Origin of the sequence: Rhodococcus sp. NPDC060086 (assembly GCF_042730275.1) — a bacterium.
GTDB lineage: Bacteria > Actinomycetota > Actinomycetes > Mycobacteriales > Mycobacteriaceae > Rhodococcus.
Window position 1 is genome coordinate 16,711 of the sequence record NZ_JBHWWZ010000054.1, and the last position, 15,872, is coordinate 32,582.

The 15,872-nt window shown below is 66.8% G+C and carries 17 protein-coding genes and 1 pseudogene; 9 read left to right on the top strand and 9 right to left on the bottom strand.

Annotated elements, in window-relative coordinates:
- Positions 1–24: 24 nt before the first annotated feature.
- Positions 25–642 carry a hypothetical protein gene (locus tag ACFWB0_RS21990; protein ID WP_378492518.1) on the top strand — a complete coding sequence of 206 codons (618 nt, stop codon included), beginning with the start codon at positions 25–27 and terminating at the stop codon, positions 640–642.
- Between the two features lie 25 nt (positions 643–667).
- Here the strand turns inward: ACFWB0_RS21990 and ACFWB0_RS21995 are convergent, their stop codons facing one another.
- The 3 genes from ACFWB0_RS21995 to ACFWB0_RS22005 are packed head-to-tail and all read right to left on the bottom strand — an operon-like array spanning position 668 to position 2,534.
- Positions 668–1,468, bottom strand: a complete 801-nt coding sequence (locus tag ACFWB0_RS21995; RefSeq protein ID WP_378492519.1) for a class I SAM-dependent methyltransferase — start codon at positions 1,466–1,468, stop codon at positions 668–670.
- Between the two features lie 4 nt (positions 1,469–1,472).
- Positions 1,473–1,973, bottom strand: coding sequence for a DUF2505 domain-containing protein (locus tag ACFWB0_RS22000; protein ID WP_378492520.1), 501 nt, complete (start codon positions 1,971–1,973; stop codon positions 1,473–1,475).
- Between the two features lie 51 nt (positions 1,974–2,024).
- Positions 2,025–2,534, bottom strand: coding sequence for a DUF2505 domain-containing protein (locus tag ACFWB0_RS22005; RefSeq protein WP_378492521.1), 510 nt, complete (start codon positions 2,532–2,534; stop codon positions 2,025–2,027).
- 23 nt (positions 2,535–2,557) lie between these two features.
- Here ACFWB0_RS22005 and ACFWB0_RS22010 point away from each other — a divergent pair, with 23 nt between their 5' ends.
- Positions 2,558–3,652 carry a UDP-N-acetylmuramate dehydrogenase gene (locus ACFWB0_RS22010; RefSeq protein WP_378492522.1) on the top strand — a complete coding sequence of 365 codons (1,095 nt, stop codon included), beginning with the start codon at positions 2,558–2,560 and terminating at the stop codon, positions 3,650–3,652.
- 92 nt (positions 3,653–3,744) lie between these two features.
- Here ACFWB0_RS22010 and ACFWB0_RS22015 read toward each other — a convergent pair whose 3' ends face one another.
- Both ACFWB0_RS22015 and ACFWB0_RS22020 read right to left on the bottom strand, forming a co-directional pair.
- Positions 3,745–4,779 carry a DUF2804 domain-containing protein gene (locus ACFWB0_RS22015; RefSeq protein WP_378492523.1) on the bottom strand — a complete coding sequence of 345 codons (1,035 nt, stop codon included), beginning with the start codon at positions 4,777–4,779 and terminating at the stop codon, positions 3,745–3,747.
- Between the two features lie 31 nt (positions 4,780–4,810).
- Complete coding sequence (locus ACFWB0_RS22020) at positions 4,811–5,560, bottom strand: SDR family NAD(P)-dependent oxidoreductase (protein WP_378492524.1); 750 nt, start codon at positions 5,558–5,560, stop codon at positions 4,811–4,813.
- A 113-nt stretch (positions 5,561–5,673) separates the two neighbouring features.
- Here ACFWB0_RS22020 and ACFWB0_RS22025 point away from each other — a divergent pair, with 113 nt between their 5' ends.
- Positions 5,674–6,321 carry a TetR family transcriptional regulator gene (locus ACFWB0_RS22025; RefSeq protein WP_378492525.1) on the top strand — a complete coding sequence of 216 codons (648 nt, stop codon included), beginning with the start codon at positions 5,674–5,676 and terminating at the stop codon, positions 6,319–6,321.
- A 374-nt stretch (positions 6,322–6,695) separates the two neighbouring features.
- The gene (locus ACFWB0_RS22030; protein WP_378492526.1) at positions 6,696–7,979 is read left to right on the top strand and encodes an ROK family protein; all 1,284 of its coding nucleotides are present in this window, start codon (positions 6,696–6,698) and stop codon (positions 7,977–7,979) included.
- Positions 7,980–7,997: 18 nt separating this feature from the next.
- Here ACFWB0_RS22030 and ACFWB0_RS22035 read toward each other — a convergent pair whose 3' ends face one another.
- From ACFWB0_RS22035 to ACFWB0_RS22050, 4 genes are all read right to left on the bottom strand, one after another.
- Complete coding sequence (locus ACFWB0_RS22035; RefSeq protein ID WP_378492527.1) at positions 7,998–8,624, bottom strand: LppP/LprE family lipoprotein; 627 nt, start codon at positions 8,622–8,624, stop codon at positions 7,998–8,000.
- An 89-nt stretch (positions 8,625–8,713) separates the two neighbouring features.
- Positions 8,714–9,745: a tocopherol cyclase family protein gene (locus ACFWB0_RS22040; RefSeq protein WP_378492528.1), complete on the bottom strand. Its 1,032-nt coding sequence runs from the start codon at positions 9,743–9,745 to the stop codon at positions 8,714–8,716.
- 3 nt (positions 9,746–9,748) lie between these two features.
- Positions 9,749–10,213, bottom strand: coding sequence for an SRPBCC family protein (locus ACFWB0_RS22045; protein ID WP_378492529.1), 465 nt, complete (start codon positions 10,211–10,213; stop codon positions 9,749–9,751).
- 41 nt (positions 10,214–10,254) lie between these two features.
- Positions 10,255–11,028, bottom strand: a complete 774-nt coding sequence (locus ACFWB0_RS22050; protein WP_378492530.1) for a PIG-L deacetylase family protein — start codon at positions 11,026–11,028, stop codon at positions 10,255–10,257.
- Positions 11,029–11,088: 60 nt separating this feature from the next.
- Here ACFWB0_RS22050 and ACFWB0_RS22055 point away from each other — a divergent pair, with 60 nt between their 5' ends.
- From ACFWB0_RS22055 to ACFWB0_RS22075, 5 genes and pseudogenes are all read left to right on the top strand, one after another.
- The gene (locus ACFWB0_RS22055) at positions 11,089–12,282 is read left to right on the top strand and encodes an MFS transporter (protein WP_378492531.1); all 1,194 of its coding nucleotides are present in this window, start codon (positions 11,089–11,091) and stop codon (positions 12,280–12,282) included.
- 5 nt (positions 12,283–12,287) lie between these two features.
- Entirely contained in the window at positions 12,288–13,130 is an 843-nt protein-coding gene (locus ACFWB0_RS22060; protein WP_378492532.1) for an alpha/beta fold hydrolase, read from the top strand.
- Between the two features lie 49 nt (positions 13,131–13,179).
- Positions 13,180–14,514, top strand: coding sequence for a D-inositol-3-phosphate glycosyltransferase (gene mshA / locus ACFWB0_RS22065; RefSeq protein WP_378492533.1), 1,335 nt, complete (start codon positions 13,180–13,182; stop codon positions 14,512–14,514).
- The gene (locus ACFWB0_RS22070) at positions 14,511–15,038 is read left to right on the top strand and encodes a YbjN domain-containing protein (protein WP_378492534.1); all 528 of its coding nucleotides are present in this window, start codon (positions 14,511–14,513) and stop codon (positions 15,036–15,038) included. Before mshA ends, ACFWB0_RS22070 begins: the two co-directional genes overlap by 4 nt.
- Before the next feature lie 420 nt (positions 15,039–15,458).
- Positions 15,459–15,785 (top strand): annotated as a pseudogene (locus ACFWB0_RS22075) (transglycosylase family protein); the annotation flags it as partial.
- Positions 15,786–15,872: the final 87 nt, after the last annotated feature.

The window sequence follows — 15,872 nt, forward strand, 5'->3', positions numbered from 1 at the left end:
CATTCTTTGGGTACTGTGGGCGCCATGACTGGGTGGACGGATTCAGAGTACGGAGCATCCGGGCGGGCGGATGCAGACGAGCTGCTTCGGCGCCTGGCGGTGACGCAGGCCGGCTTCTTCACCGCCCGCCAAGCCCTGGGACACGGCATCACGAGCGAGCAGTTCGCCACACGGATCGAGTCAGGACAGTGGCTGCGGGTGGAGAACGAACTGTTCCGGCTCTGCGACAGCCCTCCGACCAAGTTCGACGAGTTCGCGCAATGGTGCGCCTGGTACGAGGGGACCGCGGTGGTCTCGCACCAGAGTGCCGCCGACCTCCACGGAATGGGACACCTACAGCCCCGATTCCTGCACTTGTCGACGATCGATCAGCGGACGGTTCCGAGCAATCGGCTGGCCTTGCATCACCGCGAACTCGCCGCCGTCGACTGCGAGTTGGTCGGGTGTTTCCGGGTCACCACGCCCGCCCGCACCGCAGTCGATCTCGCCGCGGGCGGAGTATCGCAGGAAGTCCTCGACGAACTCGTCGGGGATGCGATCGCACTCGGCCGGGCAGACGCCGATGGGCTGCACGCCGCGGTCGCGGGGCAGCCCACTGCCGTCGCCGATCGTATCGAACTGGCGTTGCTCTCGGCAGGTTGACGGAAACCCCGCTCAGCAACTCCGCTCACCGCGGTGCGACAGTGCTCCCTCGTCGCGGTGCGACAGTGCTCCACGGAACGGTGAGAACGCAGTCGCGCATACGTCGTCGCTGGCCCTGCACCTCGAACCCCTGACCCCGGAGTAGATCCAGGGTCGCGCGCCATCGGAGCCTGGGACCGAACGCCGAGTGCGGTGCCGAGGCCGCCCAGGCGCGATCTGCAGCCGTCAGCAATTCGTGGATCGGCTCACCAGGAACATTGTGGTGGATCAGCGCTTTGGGGAGCCGCTCCGCGAGATCCGACGGCCGGTCGGCGTGGAAGGGGCTCCATGCCAGAGTCAGGGTGCGCGGACCGTGCTCGTCGAGCAGTACCCACGCGCAGCGGCGACCCAGTTCGTCACACGTGCCGTCGATGATCAACCCGCCCGGAGCCAACCCCGAACGTAGACGCTCCCACGCCGGTGCGACCGCTTCTTCCGGATACTGGCGCAGAACGTTGAACGCACGGATCAGCGTCGGCCGCAGGCCTGCCAGTTCGAAGCCGCCGCGGGCGAACTCCACCCGGTCGCGCCCCGGAACGACACGATCGGGGTCGATCTCGAGGCCGACCACCCGAAGATCCGGCCGTACCGTGCGCAGACGTGCAGCCCATTCGAGAGTGGTGACGGGCATCGCGCCGTAGCCGAGGTCGACGGCCAGCGGGCTCGAGGTCTGCGTCAGTACACGTGTCGCGACGGGCTCGTGGACCGTCCAGCGGTCACTGCGGCGCAATCGGTTGATTCCGGTGGTGCCGCGGGTGGCGACGCCTTCCGGGTGCTGTCCACGCACCGCCCTACTGCCGTGCGAGCCAGTCGGCGGTGATCGCAGCCTCGGTGCGGAACACTTCGACGAGGTTGCTGAGGATCAGCTCTTCGAGCTTTCCGCCGATGAACGGCAGATTGACCTTCGCCTCCGACGAGGTCCGCAACGTACATCCGGGGGCGCTCGCGAACAACTCCATGGTGCCGGAGAGACCTCCCGGACCAGCGGGTATCGATGCGTTGAAGCGGCCCGTCGTCGTGCAGCCGAACGGGCCGTACGACTCCGTGCGGGTGATGATCATGTCTTTCTTGATCACGGTCTGGGCGATCTCCGGCAATTCCGAGCGAGGAATCACATGGTGGAGGACGAGGTCGATACCGCTGTCGGTGACGGTGAATTCCTCGACGTGGTTCTCCGAGTACTTGCGCATCTCCGACATGCGGGCTTCCCAATGATCGGGGTCGGACAGCGCCGAATACACCCGCTCCGTTGAATACGGAAAGCGGGCGGAGAAGTTGCTACGCCGTGCCACGGCGGGCCAGCGTACCGGCCCGCATGCGGTCCGGAAAAATCGTCCGCTACCTCAGGAGGGGTTTGCGGCGGCCAGCCAGTCGGCGGTGAAGGTCTTCTCCGAGTCGAACAGCCCCACGAGCTCGTTGACGATCATGCCCTCGATCTTCGCGCCGAGAAACGGGATCTTCACCTCGACCGTGCCCTCGATGAGTACCAGCGATCCCGCATCGTCCGGTATGAGCGCGAGGGTTCCTTCGACGGCGCCGGGCATCCCTTCGACACCGGCAGAGAACCGGCCCTGAGCCCGGTCACCGTCCAGGCGCTCCCACGCTTCATGGCGTCGGATGACGAGATCGCCCGGACGGATGTTCGTCACCATGACGGGGAGATGCTCGGCGGGAATCGATTGACGGAGGTCGAGCTCGATCGTGTTGTCACCGGTCTGGATGTTCTCGACCGCAGCGCCCGGACCACCGACCTCCGCGAGGCGGCTGTTCCAATACTGCGGGTCGACGAATGCCGCGTGCACTGCCGCAGGCGGAAACGAGTAGTGCGTCGAGTGGTCGATAGGGCTGCCCATATCCGGCACGCTACCGTTTGCAGGTGCTTGATCCACGTATCAGGGCCCGGCTCGTCGACGCGGGAGCCGCAGTCACCGAATCCGTGCCGCTGTCGACGCTGACGACATTGCGGCTCGGCGGCCCCGCCCACTACCTCGCCGACTGCGCCTCAACCGAGACGTTGATCGAGGTCATGCGGTGTCTTGACGCCGAGAACGTCCCCGTTCTCGTGCTCGCGGGCGGCTCGAATCTGGTGATCGGCGACGATGGATTCGACGGGGTCGTCGTCAAGGTCTCGAACACACGGGTCGACGTCGGCAGCGAAGCCGTCCGCGCCGAGGCGGGTGCGGAGTGGGACGACGTCGTGGCGCGCACCGTTGCGGCCGGACTCGGCGGTCTCGAATGCATGTCCGGCATCCCCGGCTCTGCCGGTGCGACTCCCGTGCAGAACGTCGGAGCGTACGGGGTGGAGGTCGGGTCGGTGTTGCGGCGAGTGAGGCTCCTCGACCGTGGCAGCGGCGTCGACGAGTGGGTCGGCCCGGAGGCGCTCGGGCTCGGATACCGCACGAGTGTCCTCAAACATTCCGACGACGCGCTCGTCCTCGAGATCGAACTCGATGTGCGTGCCGACGGGGCCAGCGCAGCTCTCGGCTATCGCGAACTCGCGACCTCGCTCGGTGCGGAAGAAGGAGAGCGACTCCCCACTGCGCGCGTGCGTGACAAGGTGCTCGCGCTGCGGCGGAGCAAGGGCATGGTGCTCGACCCCGTCGATCACGACACGTGGAGCGCCGGCTCGTTCTTCACCAACCCCGTGGTGCCCGACGACCGGTTGCCGGTCGTCCTCGCGGCGATCACGGAACGCGTCGGTGCGGACGTGCGTATACCCCGGTACGACGCCGTCGGCGGGACGAAGCTGTCGGCGGGATGGCTCATCGAACGCGCAGGATTCGTCAAGGGATTCCCGGGAGACGAGGCGGCCGCACGTCTGTCGACGAAACACACTTTGGCGTTGACCAACCGGGGGTCGGCGACGACCGCGGATCTCGTCGCGCTCGCCCGCGAGGTGCGCGACGGTGTCGAGGACATGTTCGGTGTGCGACTGCATCCCGAACCCGTGACCGTCAACTGCGTGATCTGACCGCCGAACCCACCCCCCAACTGAGCGAATGGCACACCCGGTAGGACTGAGAAGACGAAGGATACATTCGCTCGGGGAGGGGGCGGCGGGCATCACCAGCGGTTGCGGACCTCTTCGGCGAAACCGAGCAGGTTCTCGACCTCGATGCGTGTGCCGTCGTCGAGCAACACGAACCCGGAATAGCGGCCGAACACCTGGTGCTGCGTCGAACGGAGCGCAAGGGCGTTGACATCGGCAGCGCGGTCGAGGAGGGGATCGAACTCCATCTCGAGGCGATCGTCGCTGCTCGTGAACCGCCACGGTGCGCCGTCGTAGGTGTCGGCGGGCCGATGGAAATGGACGCGGTCGAGCTTGTGGGCGACGCCGTCGTGGAACACCATGTTCTCGCTCGCCGCGGTGGTGTCGCCGAAGCCGTAACCGAGGTTGAACCCGAACGGAACTGCGTCGACGAGTCCGGAGGCCGAACCCCAGTACCAGGTGTTGTCGTACGTCCACACCCCGCGACCCCAGTCGAAGACCCCGAATGCGCTGGTCGCGTCGAACTCGCGAGTGACGCCGTCGACCCTGATCGAACCCCACGCAGGCAGGCAGTTGATCTTCTGGTTGTAATAGAACGCCTTCGGCGCGCGCGGGAACGGCGTGGCGATCGCCACGCGGTCCATCGGCGGCTGCGACAACAACAACTCGCCCGACAGTCCGCGACCGCCGTCGAAGCCGGGGTGGTCGACGATCAGACGTCGTGCCTGCCCCTCGTTTCGGAACTCGATCCGCATCGCGCCGCGGTGGATCACGACATCGCCGGCGTCGGCGCTGCTCGGCATACCCATGCGTCCGAGGGGGAACGGGACGAGCTTGTTCTCGGTGACCTCCGTGCGGCCCGCGAGGTCGAGCCAGCTGATGCCGAGCAGACCCATGTATCCGTTGTCGGCGACGGTCAACGCAATGCCGTAGGGGCCGGCATCGCCATCGGCCAGGACGCAGTAGTAGTCCCATTCCTTGATCCGCAGCTTCGACGCCGCGACACGTTTCCGGTCGTACGCGCGGACCTCGCTCGCAGCCCAACCGGCTTGTGCGAGGGTGCCGTTCTCGTCGAGCAGGGGACCGGGCGACAGGCGTTGTTGCTGCATACCTCGCGAGACTACTGCCGCGAGACGACCGTCAGTCTGCGGTGCGGTTGAACCGTCCCGCGTTTGCCTGATCGCGAGGCTTGACGATGATCTGGTCGAGGTTCACGTGTGACGGACGCGATGCGACGAACCCGATGATCTCCGCGATGTCCTGCGCGACGAGCGGGGTGATGCCGTCGTACACCTTGTCGGCGCGATCCTTATCGCCTTCGAAACGGACCAGCGAGAACTCGGTCTCGACCGCGCCGGGCGCGATCTCCGTCAAACGGACGGGTTTGCCGAGCAGTTCCCCGCGCAGTGTGCGGTGCAGGACCGCCTGCGCATGCTTGGCCGTCGTGTACCCGGAGCCGTTGTCGTATGCCTCGAACGCGGCGACCGAGGTGATCGTGATGATCAGTCCGTCGCCCGAATCGATGAGCTTCGGCAGCAGGGCCTTGGTGACACGCAGGGTACCGATGACATTGGTCTCCCACATCCAGCGCCAGTCGTCTTCGACGGCGTCGAGCACCGTGGCGAGGCCCTTCGCGCCACCGGCGTTGTTGACCAGCACGTCCACACGCGGGAGGACCGTCGTGAACGCGTCCACGGAATCCTCGTCGGTGACGTCCAATTCGAGGGCCGAGCCGCCGATCTCGTCGGCCAGTGTCTGCAGACGGTCGAGGCGCCGCGCACCGACGACGACGTGGTAACCCTGCGCCGCGAGGGTGCGTGCGGCGGCCTCTCCGATGCCGGAGGAGGCTCCGGTGACGACGGCGATGCGGGACTCGGCAGAAATGGTCATACGTCGAATCGTAGTGGCGACGGTGCTGACGCGCTCGGCCGATTCTCCGGTTGCCCGGCACGGAGGTGCGCTCGTCCTGCAGATCGCTGTCACCGGCGCTAACGTCGACTTTCATGACGATGAATCGCGGGCGTTACAGCTCAGGAGAGCGTACCCGCATCCGTCTGATCGAAGTCGCCGAGAAACTGTTCGCGCGGCGCGGTTACGACGGTGTCACCCTCGCAGACATCCGGAAGGCAGCCGGTCAGCACAATTCCTCGGTCATCGGCTACTACTTCGGTACCAAGGACGGGTTACTCGACGCGGTGGCCGATCATCGCTTCCCTGCGGTCGACGCCGAGCGTGGCGCACTCGTTCGACGGTTCCTCGAGGACGGGCATGCATTGTCCACCCGCGATGCCCTGTGGGCAGTCGCGGAGCCTCTCGCGAACACTCTCGGTCGCAGCAATCACTACGTTGCCATGCTCTACCGGCTCCTCGACGACGGTCGACTCTCCGAACACGCTGCCGCTGCGATGTCGACGTCGAACGGCCGCGTCGCCGACCTGGCGTTGCGGGAATCCGCCGCGCATCTCCCACTCGATGTGGTCGATCAGCGTCTCGAGCTCGTGTACGAAAGCATCGTTCGAGCGCTGTCGCGGTGTGATGCCCAGGGCAGACATCCGTCGCATGCCGAGCTGTCCGCCTTGGTCGATGCGTGGGAAGCTGCGCTGGTGGCGCCGTTGTCCGCGGAGACGGAGGCGGCCCGAACCACGCGCTGACCGAGCCGCGCGCCGAGTGGATCGTCCGTCCGGTCACGGGCGCATTTCCCTTCCAGTTGTGGAGAATCCGAACCGTGACATAACCTTCGTGGCATGTCGCCCGGTCGAGTCGCCGCCCCGCGCGTCACCTATGTGACCGCCGCACTGGGCTCCCGGCTTCCCCTGGCTCGCGAACTCTGTTGTCGTTGCTGCGGTAGGTAGATCCGCGCCGACCATCCCGGCTTCCGCTCAGGAATCCTTCATCTGCGTGCCTCGTGCACGTCGAGGTCAGGCGCGTCGACGTCCGTATCGTGCCACTCCGGGTCAATCCACTCGCGTTCGAGCATCGCGCTCTCGTCGAGACGCCCGGGACCGAGTCGCAAGGAACCTCGAACGTGTCAGCTCCCACCCTGCTCCGTCCTGCTACATCCCACACCGATGTCTCCCGTCCGGCGTCGCTCGCTCCGGCGTCCCGCCGCAGCCAGACGCACGTGCGGATCGTCGTCCCCCACCTGCGGATCGCCGATGGCGCCGCGGGGTCGGTGCTCCGTGTCGCGGCCGATCGCGGCCCCGCTTCCCGTGACCTGATCGCCAAGGCCACCGGCCTGAGCATCGCCACCGTGAATCGGCAGGTGACCGCACTGCTCGCCGCAGGATTGCTGCGCGAACGCGCCGACCTCACCGAATCCGGCGCCATCGGCCGTCCGCGGATCCCGGTGGAGGTCGACCACGAGCAGTTCCTCACCGTCGGAATCCACATCGGCGCCGTCACCACCGGGATCGTCGCCGCAGACCTTCGCGGCCGAATCATCGGTGCGGTCGAGATTCCCACGCCCAGTGGAGACCAGGACAGCGCACTCGCCTCGATCACCGCCAGCGCGAAGGCCTTCGTTTCGCGGTGGCACCGCCGTACTGCGCTGTGGGCGGGTGTCGCGATCGGTGGGCGTGTCGACTCCACGACCGGAATCGTCGACCATCCGAGGCTCGGCTGGTCGCAGGCCCGTGTGGGCGAGGCCGTGGGGCTCGGTCTGCGTCTGCCGGTGTCGGTGGCCGCGCACGTCGAGGCGATGGCCGCTGCAGAACTCCTTTTGACCCCGAACAAGAGTTCTGTCGGCACGACGGGTGCGGGTCTCTACATCTACGCACGCGAAACAGTCGGTATCGCCATCACATTCGACGGCAAGGTTCATACACCGACGACCGGACCCGGGTCGATCTCCCACCTGCCCACCGGATCGTCGGCGCGGTGCGCCTGCGGTGGAACAGGATGCCTCGAAGCGACGATCAGCGACCAGGCCGTGCTCGAACGTGCCCGTAGCGAAGGACTACTCACAGGCAGCGACCGGTCGATCCGCGCGCTGTACGGACTTGCGCGTGAAGGGTCGGAAGCGGCACGCACCATTCTCGTGGATCGGGCATCTGCCCTCGGTCGGACTGTCGCAATCCTCCGCGACCTGTTCAATCCCGACCGCGTGATTCTCGGCGGGCAGGCCTTCACCGAGTATCCCGAAGGGATCGCGTACGTGGCGAAAGCATTCGAGCGCGCATCCTCGTTGCCGCGAAAGGACGTTCACATCACCGGGTTCGGCAACGGGGTGCAGGCCCATGCTGCGGGGGTGGTGTCGCTGAGCGTGCTGTATTCCGATCCGCTCGGTGTCATGCGACGCGCAGCGGCCTGAGGACCGGCGCGGTGTCGGCTATCGCGGACCGTAGGAATCGAGCATCTGCTGCGGCAGCGGTGGCTGCATCACCACCTGCGACCCGTCCCACGTGTAGTCGATGACGGCGGGCCCGCCCGACGGGCAGCAGTTCGCGTCCTCCGGGTCAAGCCAGCGGTACTGCACCGACACCGTCGAACCGTCGGCGCCCACCACGTGGGTGTACGAGTAGGAATCCGAGGTGGCGGTGCCGAGGTAGGTGCCGTCGCGGAAGAACAGCACGTGCGACGGTGAACTTGCCGTCCCACCCGGTGTTTCCGCCATCAGCCACAGCAACTCCCCGCAGGAACCCGTGACGTCCGAGTAGGCGCCCGCGATCCAGGGGCTCCCGCCCGGCGCTGTAGCGCCCAGCGAGGCAAGCGCGTCCGTGACCATGGGCGAAGCCGGGTCGACGCAGGGGCCCGTGCTCTCTTGCGGCGCCGATGTTTCCGGGGCCGGTGTTCGCTCGGCGGGTTCGGGTTTCTGCAGTTGGTCGGCGCCGGCCGGGGTGGTGATCGGCGCGGCAGATGTCGTAGGAGTGGTCGCGGTGTCGCTGTCACCGCACGCGGTGAGCAGGGCTGCGGCGGCAACGAGCGCGATCGATGCGCTGATCCGGTGGTTCGTCATGGTCTCAACTTCCCTCGCAGTACGGCGCCGTGAACTCACGTGGATCGTCGTCGTCGGGCGTGTATCCGTTAGCAGCAGTTACGGATTCGTTACTGCTGAGAAGGAGATGCGTCTGTTGCGTCCGGTGCCGACCCGCGGCGACGGAGCTCGGTCTCCGCCCGGTCGAGCCCGCCGTGCTCGAGTGCGGCAAGCGAAGATTCGTCCTCCCACACCACCGTGCCCCGTTCCCGGACGGTCACCCGTAGCGCTCCGGCCAGGTGCTCGATCGAACCGGCTACATTGCGGCGCTGCGCGGGAAGCGGCACCGGCAGTACGTGCGCACGCCCGATCGGGGAGCTCCCTTCGATCTCGACGTTCCACCGCCGGTTGCCGCCGCGCAGCGACCACGATTCGTCGGTGACGTGGGCGCGGATCGGGGACACCACCGGATTGCCGAGTCGGATGACGCGCCCACCCGGCAGCGCCACCACGACCGCGGTCACTGTCGTGCGCAGGGGTCCGGTGTGGATCTCGCCACCGGCGAATGCGACGCACGCCGACGGATCCCGGAATCCCTGTGCTTGCCCCCACCACCAGGAGTCGGGGAAACCGCCTCGGCCCCAATTCTTTTCGCAGTACACCTGCGCGCCGTCGAGTTCCCACACCTCGTCGCCCAGTACGGCGCGACCTTCCGCCCGTCCACCCAGTAACCACGGATGCCAGTACTGATTCAACGCGGGCACCGACTGGAACACGCTCGACCCGCCGAAGCGGCGCCGCGGCCACGGCAGGGTCGGGGTGACACGGACGTCGAGCTGTGCGTCGGGCCCGAGATCCATGCGGACACGATCGTTGCCTGCGCTGAACGCCGTCCCGGCGAGGGCACCGAGCCTGCTCGGATGCGCGGTGCCGTCCGGGTGGGCCTCGGTGCGGAGGAAGCCACCCGGATGCGCTGCCAGCCCGAGCGTCGCCCAGTTCCCGTCGGCCGCCCGGTTGATACCGCACAATGCGATGACCACCCGCCCGGTGCCGGGTTGGGTGAATCGCCAGAAGTAGCCTTCCATCGCGACGTCGTGCGCGCTGAGCAGATCGCCGAACGGCAGCGTCGCACCGCCTTCGCGGTACCGCGTGAGCAGGGACATCGCTCATACCCTTCGTTCGGCCGTAGCGGCGATGTCGTCGAGATCCTGACGTAGCGCCTTGGTGGTCGCACGTTTCGCAAGTGGAGCGGCTAGCGTCATCAGCAGTTGCGCGGCAGCGCCGAGCGGACCGGAGTCGCCCGAGAACTCCATCGCCAGATCAGTTCCCGTCGAGGTCGGTGTCAGCTCGAAGACCGTCCGATATCGCGCGCGGCCGGATTCGGCTGTGACGACGGTGCGCTGTTCGGGCACGGCCTCCGCCACCTGCATCTCCTCGGTCGCGGATTTGCCGAACATCACCCGCGTCTCGCGCCACCGGGTGCCGACCCGGTACTCGCCTCCACCATCGAGGCGTTCGACGGCAGTGACGCCGCTGAGAGTGTCCGGAGCGGAGTCGAGGTCTGTCAGGACCGCCCACACCGCGCCCGGTGGCGCAGCGATCGATCGCGTGACAGTGATTCGTTGTTCCACAGGCACTCGCCTTTCCTAGGGAGCTCGGGGATGATTTCCGGTCACAATCGCAGCGACGTCTCCTGCAGTCCCGGTGCGCCGCCGCGCCGCCGGAACCACTCGATTCCGAATGCGGCCCGCAACTGTTCGTCGGTCATGCCGAGCATCGGGCCGAAGTCACCGATCTGAGATTCGTGTGCGCGCATGGCCGCGACCTTCGCGGCGATGGTGCCGGTGACGTCGACGGCCGTGGTCAGCTCGGACTCGGGTAAGCCGAACGTGTCGAGGTCGGGTGGGTGCGCATCGCTCGTCACCTCGGGGTTCGCGGCGAGTAGCCGCCTGAGATGATCGCGGTTCATCGCCGATTCGTACACCGCGTCGTGGCCGGTCGATTCTGTTGCGCGCACCCCGACACGGTGGACCTGCACGTGATCGGGGTGTCCATATCCGCCGTGGGCGTCGTAGATGGTGACCGCGTCGGCGCGTTCGGATTCGATGACGGCGGCCAACCGGGCGGCTGCAGAGTCCACGTCGACTCTCGCGAACGCCGCGGTGTTGTCGTTCTCCGGTGTTCCGGCCATTCCGGAATCGGGGTATCCGAGCGATACGAGCCGCGCCACGCCGAGCGCTTCGGCGGATCGTTCGAGCTCCCGCATCCGTCGATCTGCGAGCGATTCACCTGGGGCAAGCAGCCCGGCCGGGTGTTCGCCGGCGGCGCCATCCGTTGCGACGACGAGCACCACCCGGTGCCCCGCGTCGGCAGCGAGGCGCATGACTCCGCCGGTCGTGAAGACCTCGTCGTCGGGGTGCGCGTGAAAGCAGACCAGAACGCCCATACGCTGCATGCTGGCACACGTACGGCCGTGCGCGGTGCCGAGAGAGGAAATCCCACCGAGGTGTCCCAGCAACCGGGCGGTTCATACCGCACTCTGTTCACCGCGCCGGGCTCCGTCGCGTTCTGCGCGGCGGGGTTCGTCGCGCGCCTGCCGATCGCCATGATCGGGATCGGCATCGTCACGATGTTCTCCCAGCTGCGGGGCGACTACGCGCTCGGCGGTGCGCTGTCCGCAGTGTTCGCGCTGTCGTACGCAGTGATGACACCCCTGGTGTCGCGGGCCGTCGACCGGCTCGGCCAGCAGCGGGTATTGCCCGCGGCCGCCGCGATCAGTGCAGCGGCCACCCTCACGATGCTCCTCGGCGTACGGTTCGAATGGCCTGTGCCGCTGTTGTTCCTGTGCGCGATCCCCGCCGGTCTGATGCCGACGATCGGCGCGATGGTGCGGGCGCGCTGGACGGCGCTGTACGGCGGAACACCGCTATTACGCACCGCGTTCGCACTCGAAGCCGTGATCGACGAGATGTGCTTCATCGTCGGACCGGTGCTGTCCGTCGGACTCAGCATCGCCCTGTTCCCCGAGGCCGGACCCTTGCTGGGCGCGATTCTGCTGCTCGTGGGCACCCTCGTACTCGCCGGGCTACGCGGAACGGAGCCGGCGGTGCGGTCCCGCACGGCAGAGACGCCGAACGCCAACCTGTTGCGCTTGCCGGTGCTCGTTGCGCTGATCGCCGTCATGTTCGCGATGGGCGTGATCTTCGGAGTCATCGACGTCGTCGGGATCGCGTTCACCGCAGAACACGGAGTTCCCGGCGCCGCGACGGTGGTGGTGGCGCTGTTCGCTTTCGCCTCGGCGATCAGCGGCATCGTCTTCGGTGCACGGGTGACGACGTCGTCGTTGACCCGACAGTTACTGATCGCAACTGGCCTGGTCGCGCTCATGCTGTGGCCGCTGCTGCTCGCCGGATCGGTACCCATGCTTGCAGTGCTGTATCTGCTCGCCGGTCTGGCGATCTCGCCGACGATGATCGTCGCGACCTCGCTCACACAGCAGATCGTGCCGTCCGGTCAACTCACCGAGGCCATCACCTGGACCGTCGCGGGTCTCGGCGTTGGGGTGGCCGCAGGGTCGGCCCTGGTCGGGCAGGTCATCGACCGGGTCGATGCAGGCGCGGGATACGGAGTGGGTGTCGCGGCCGGCGTGATCGCGGTGGCGTGCGCGGCCGGGATCCACCTCCGTGCGCGGCTACAGTGACCGCCATGACAGTGCGTGAAGTAGTCAGCAGCGACGGCACCCCGATCGTGTACCGCACCTTCGGGCACGAATCCGCCCGCCCGCTCGTCCTCCTGCACGGATGGGCGCAGTCGTCGCGGTGCTGGGGTGAGGACGTTCTGGGCGATCTGGCTCGCACGTTCCGTGTGATTGCCGTGGACTTGCGCGGACACGGATACAGCGGGGCTCCGCAGGGCGGCTACGACAACTCCGAGAACTGGGCGGCCGACGTGCACGCGGTGCTGGACGCCGAACATGCCGACAATGCGGTGCTGCTCGGATGGTCCTACGGCGGCCTGGTGATCTGCGACTATCTCGCGGTGCACGGGTCGGCGAAGGTGGCCGGTGTCGTGCTGGTCGGTGCCATCACGAGCATCGGACGAGGCGAGAAGGGCGGGAAGGTCGGCGCTGCGATGCGTGCCGCGATTCCCGCGGCCATGTCGGAGAAGCCGCGCGAGGCGATCGCGGCGCTCAGCTCGTTCGGTGCCGCATTGACCGGGCCTCCGGAAGGAAAGGGAGCGGTCTCGCAGGCGCTGTTCGGAGCGTCCCTGAGTACCACCCCACACGTGCGGGGCGCCCTGTTCGACCGTGCCGTAGGCAACGACGACCTGCTTCGCAGTCTCGAAATCCCGGTCCTGATCCTGCACGGCACCGCGGATTCGGTGGTCGACATCTCCGCCGCGCGACACGCGGAGTCGCTGCTGCCCAACGCGTCGACTTCCTATTGGGACGGTGTCGATCACGGCCCGTTCGTCGAGGATCCTGCGCGGTTCGTGGCCGAGGTGACCGAGTTCGTCGAGTCGGTGGACGCACCGGCGGCGGGGACATAGGCGGGAGGTCGAGTCCTCGCGACAACGACGGGCAAGGCAGTATGGAGGGGTGACGTCCCAGCCCAGCCGCCCACACCGCGTGGCCGTGATATCGGTCCACACCTCACCGCTGGCGCAGCCAGGCACGGGTGACGCCGGTGGCATGAATGTGTACGTCCTGCAGACCGCGATCCAACTGGCACGTCGCGGCGTGGAAGTGGAGATCTTCACGCGCGCGACCTCGTCGGCCGATCCGGCCGTGCAACACGCCGCTCCCGGCGTGCTGGTACGCAACATCGAAGCGGGACCGTTCGAAGGGCTCGACAAACACGACCTGCCCACGCAGCTGTGCGCCTTCGCGGCGGGTGTGCTGCGTGAGGAAGCTCGGCATCCGCAGGGCTACTACGACCTCGTGCACTCGCACTATTGGCTGTCGGGCCAGGTCGGGTGGCTTGCGCGCGACCGGTGGGGGGTGCCGCTGGTCCACACCGCGCACACGCTTGCCGCAGTGAAGAATGCGTCGCTCGCAGCAGGCGACAAGCCCGAACCCGCCGCGCGGCAGATCGGCGAACAACAGGTGGTCGCGGAGGCCGACCGGATGGTCGCGAACACCACCGATGAGGCTGCCGCGCTCGAACGTATCTACGGTGCCGATCCGTCGCGGATCGACGTCGTTGCTCCGGGGGCGGATCTGTCGCGCTACCGTCCCGGCGACCGGGACGCTGCGCGGGCCGAGCTGGGGCTCGATCCGCGAGAGACCATCGTGACGTTCGTCGGCCGGATCCAGCCGTTGAAAGCACCCGATGTACTGCTGCGCGCTGCAGCGAAGGCGATTGCCGATGCACCCGACGTTCCGCTGCGGGTGCTCGTCGTCGGGGGTCCGTCGGGGAGCGGTCTCGAACGGCCGGATTCGCTGATCGAACTCACCCGTGAACTCGGGATCGCAGCACGGGTGACATTCATGCCCCCGCAGCCGTCCGACCGTCTCGCCCGAGTCTACCGAGCGTCGGATCTTGTTGCAGTGCCGAGTTATTCGGAGTCCTTTGGGCTCGTGGCGATCGAAGCGCAGGCATGCGGGACGCCGGTCATCGCGGCCGATGTCGGCGGGCTCGGCGTCGCGGTGCGCAGCGGTGAGACCGGAGTGCTCGTCTCCGGGCACCGCATCGATGATTGGGCGGCCGCATTGGGGTCGCTCGTCTCGGATCCGGGAAGACTTGCCGCGTATGCGGAAGCTGCGCCGAAGCACGCCGAGAACTTCTCGTGGGAGCACACCGCGGAGGGGCTGCTCGAGAGCTATCGACGGGCGGGAATGCGCCGGAACCGCGCGTTCGGTTCGACAGAATATTCGCTGCGGAGGCAGCGCGGACTGTGGAAACTGCGTCGGACGAGTGGAGTGAAGGCGTGAGCGAACGGCTGAGCGAACTGATCGAGGCGACACTGCGCGATCGGGAGTTGGAGTTCTCACGTAAGGAGGGCGGCCACTTCGTGGTCGAACTGCCCGGCGAGAACAAGCTGAAGACCACCACACTGCTGACGGTCGGTACGCACGGCCTGCGCGTCGAAGCGTTCGTGTGCCGCAAGCCCGACGAGAATTTCGAGGGCGTCTACAAGTACCTGCTGCGGCGTAATCGCCGACTGTACGGAGTGGCGTACACACTCGACAAGGTCGGCGACATCTATCTCGTCGGCCGGATATCGGAGCAGTCCGTCACCGCCGACGAACTCGACGTCTTGCTCGGCCAAGTTCTCGAAGCCGCCGACTACGATTTCAACATCATCCTCGGAATCGGATTCATCACGTCGATCAAGCGTGAGTGGGAGTGGCGCGTGTCGCGCGGCGAATCGTTGCGCAATCTCGAGCCTTTCCGGCACCTCATCGAGCAGGAGAGCGGACTCGATTTCGAACCGTCGAGTGACGACGACCAATAACGTCACACTTCGGATTCGGCGCGATTCGGACGCAATTCTCTTGTCCGATTTGCGCGCCCTCTACCAGCTTGTTCTGTGACCCTCGGCACATTACGTGCGTGTGATCCCACGTGCCGCCGAGTTCGATTTCCCTCTCGTTACCTGGCGAAATCCTTGTTGATCAAGGTTATTTCAGCACGAATGTGCCAATAAATCGGTCCGTGACCTTTTCGTGATTGGCCTTTAACGTTGTTATCGACCGACAACGAACAGGTCATTACCCCGGACCCGCAGCCGCTGAATCTGCCCCGCGGACAATCCGATCAACCACCCCCGAGGGGCAGTTGCGAGACAAATCGAGTCGCCGACTTTCCGGCGATCGATATCCGACCGACATTCGGTCCCGGGTCCCGCAGAAGCAGCCGAGAGGATTCACCAGACATGGCACAGTTCAACATCAAGCGCACCCTGGGTACCGTCGCCACCGCGGCAGCCCTCGTCGTCACTCCCTTCGCCCTGGGCTCCGGCACCGCGAGCGCAGCATCCGGCAACTGGGATGCCGTCGCGCAGTGCGAGAGCGGCGGAAACTGGGCGATCAACACCGGTAACGGCTACTACGGTGGCCTCCAGTTCAGCCAGAGCACCTGGGAGGCGTACGGCGGTACCGGTGTTGCCAGCAATGCTTCCAAGGCCGAGCAGATTCGCGTCGCCGAGAATGTCCTTGCCGGCCAGGGCGCCGGTGCGTGGCCGACCTGCGGTCAGTACCTCTGACCCGACCGCGCCTGCGGAAGTCGTGACGTGTCCCGCGTGCACATATGTGCACGCGGGACACGCGCATCGTGACGTCTTCCGCCC

What these genes read in the sequence shown, in the direction of transcription:
- ACFWB0_RS21990 (WP_378492518.1), top strand. Translation starts at nt 25, where the DNA reads ATGACTGGGTGGACGGATTCAGAGTACGGAGCATCCGGGCGGGCGGAT.
- ACFWB0_RS22005 (WP_378492521.1), bottom strand. Translation starts at nt 2,534, where the DNA reads ATGGGCAGCCCTATCGACCACTCGACGCACTACTCGTTTCCGCCTGCG.
- ACFWB0_RS22015 (WP_378492523.1), bottom strand. Translation starts at nt 4,779, where the DNA reads ATGCAGCAACAACGCCTGTCGCCCGGTCCCCTGCTCGACGAGAACGGC.
- ACFWB0_RS22020 (WP_378492524.1), bottom strand. Translation starts at nt 5,560, where the DNA reads ATGACCATTTCTGCCGAGTCCCGCATCGCCGTCGTCACCGGAGCCTCC.
- ACFWB0_RS22025 (WP_378492525.1), top strand. Translation starts at nt 5,674, where the DNA reads ATGACGATGAATCGCGGGCGTTACAGCTCAGGAGAGCGTACCCGCATC.
- ACFWB0_RS22035 (WP_378492527.1), bottom strand. Translation starts at nt 8,624, where the DNA reads ATGACGAACCACCGGATCAGCGCATCGATCGCGCTCGTTGCCGCCGCA.
- ACFWB0_RS22040 (WP_378492528.1), bottom strand. Translation starts at nt 9,745, where the DNA reads ATGTCCCTGCTCACGCGGTACCGCGAAGGCGGTGCGACGCTGCCGTTC.
- ACFWB0_RS22050 (WP_378492530.1), bottom strand. Translation starts at nt 11,028, where the DNA reads ATGGGCGTTCTGGTCTGCTTTCACGCGCACCCCGACGACGAGGTCTTC.
- ACFWB0_RS22060 (WP_378492532.1), top strand. Translation starts at nt 12,288, where the DNA reads ATGACAGTGCGTGAAGTAGTCAGCAGCGACGGCACCCCGATCGTGTAC.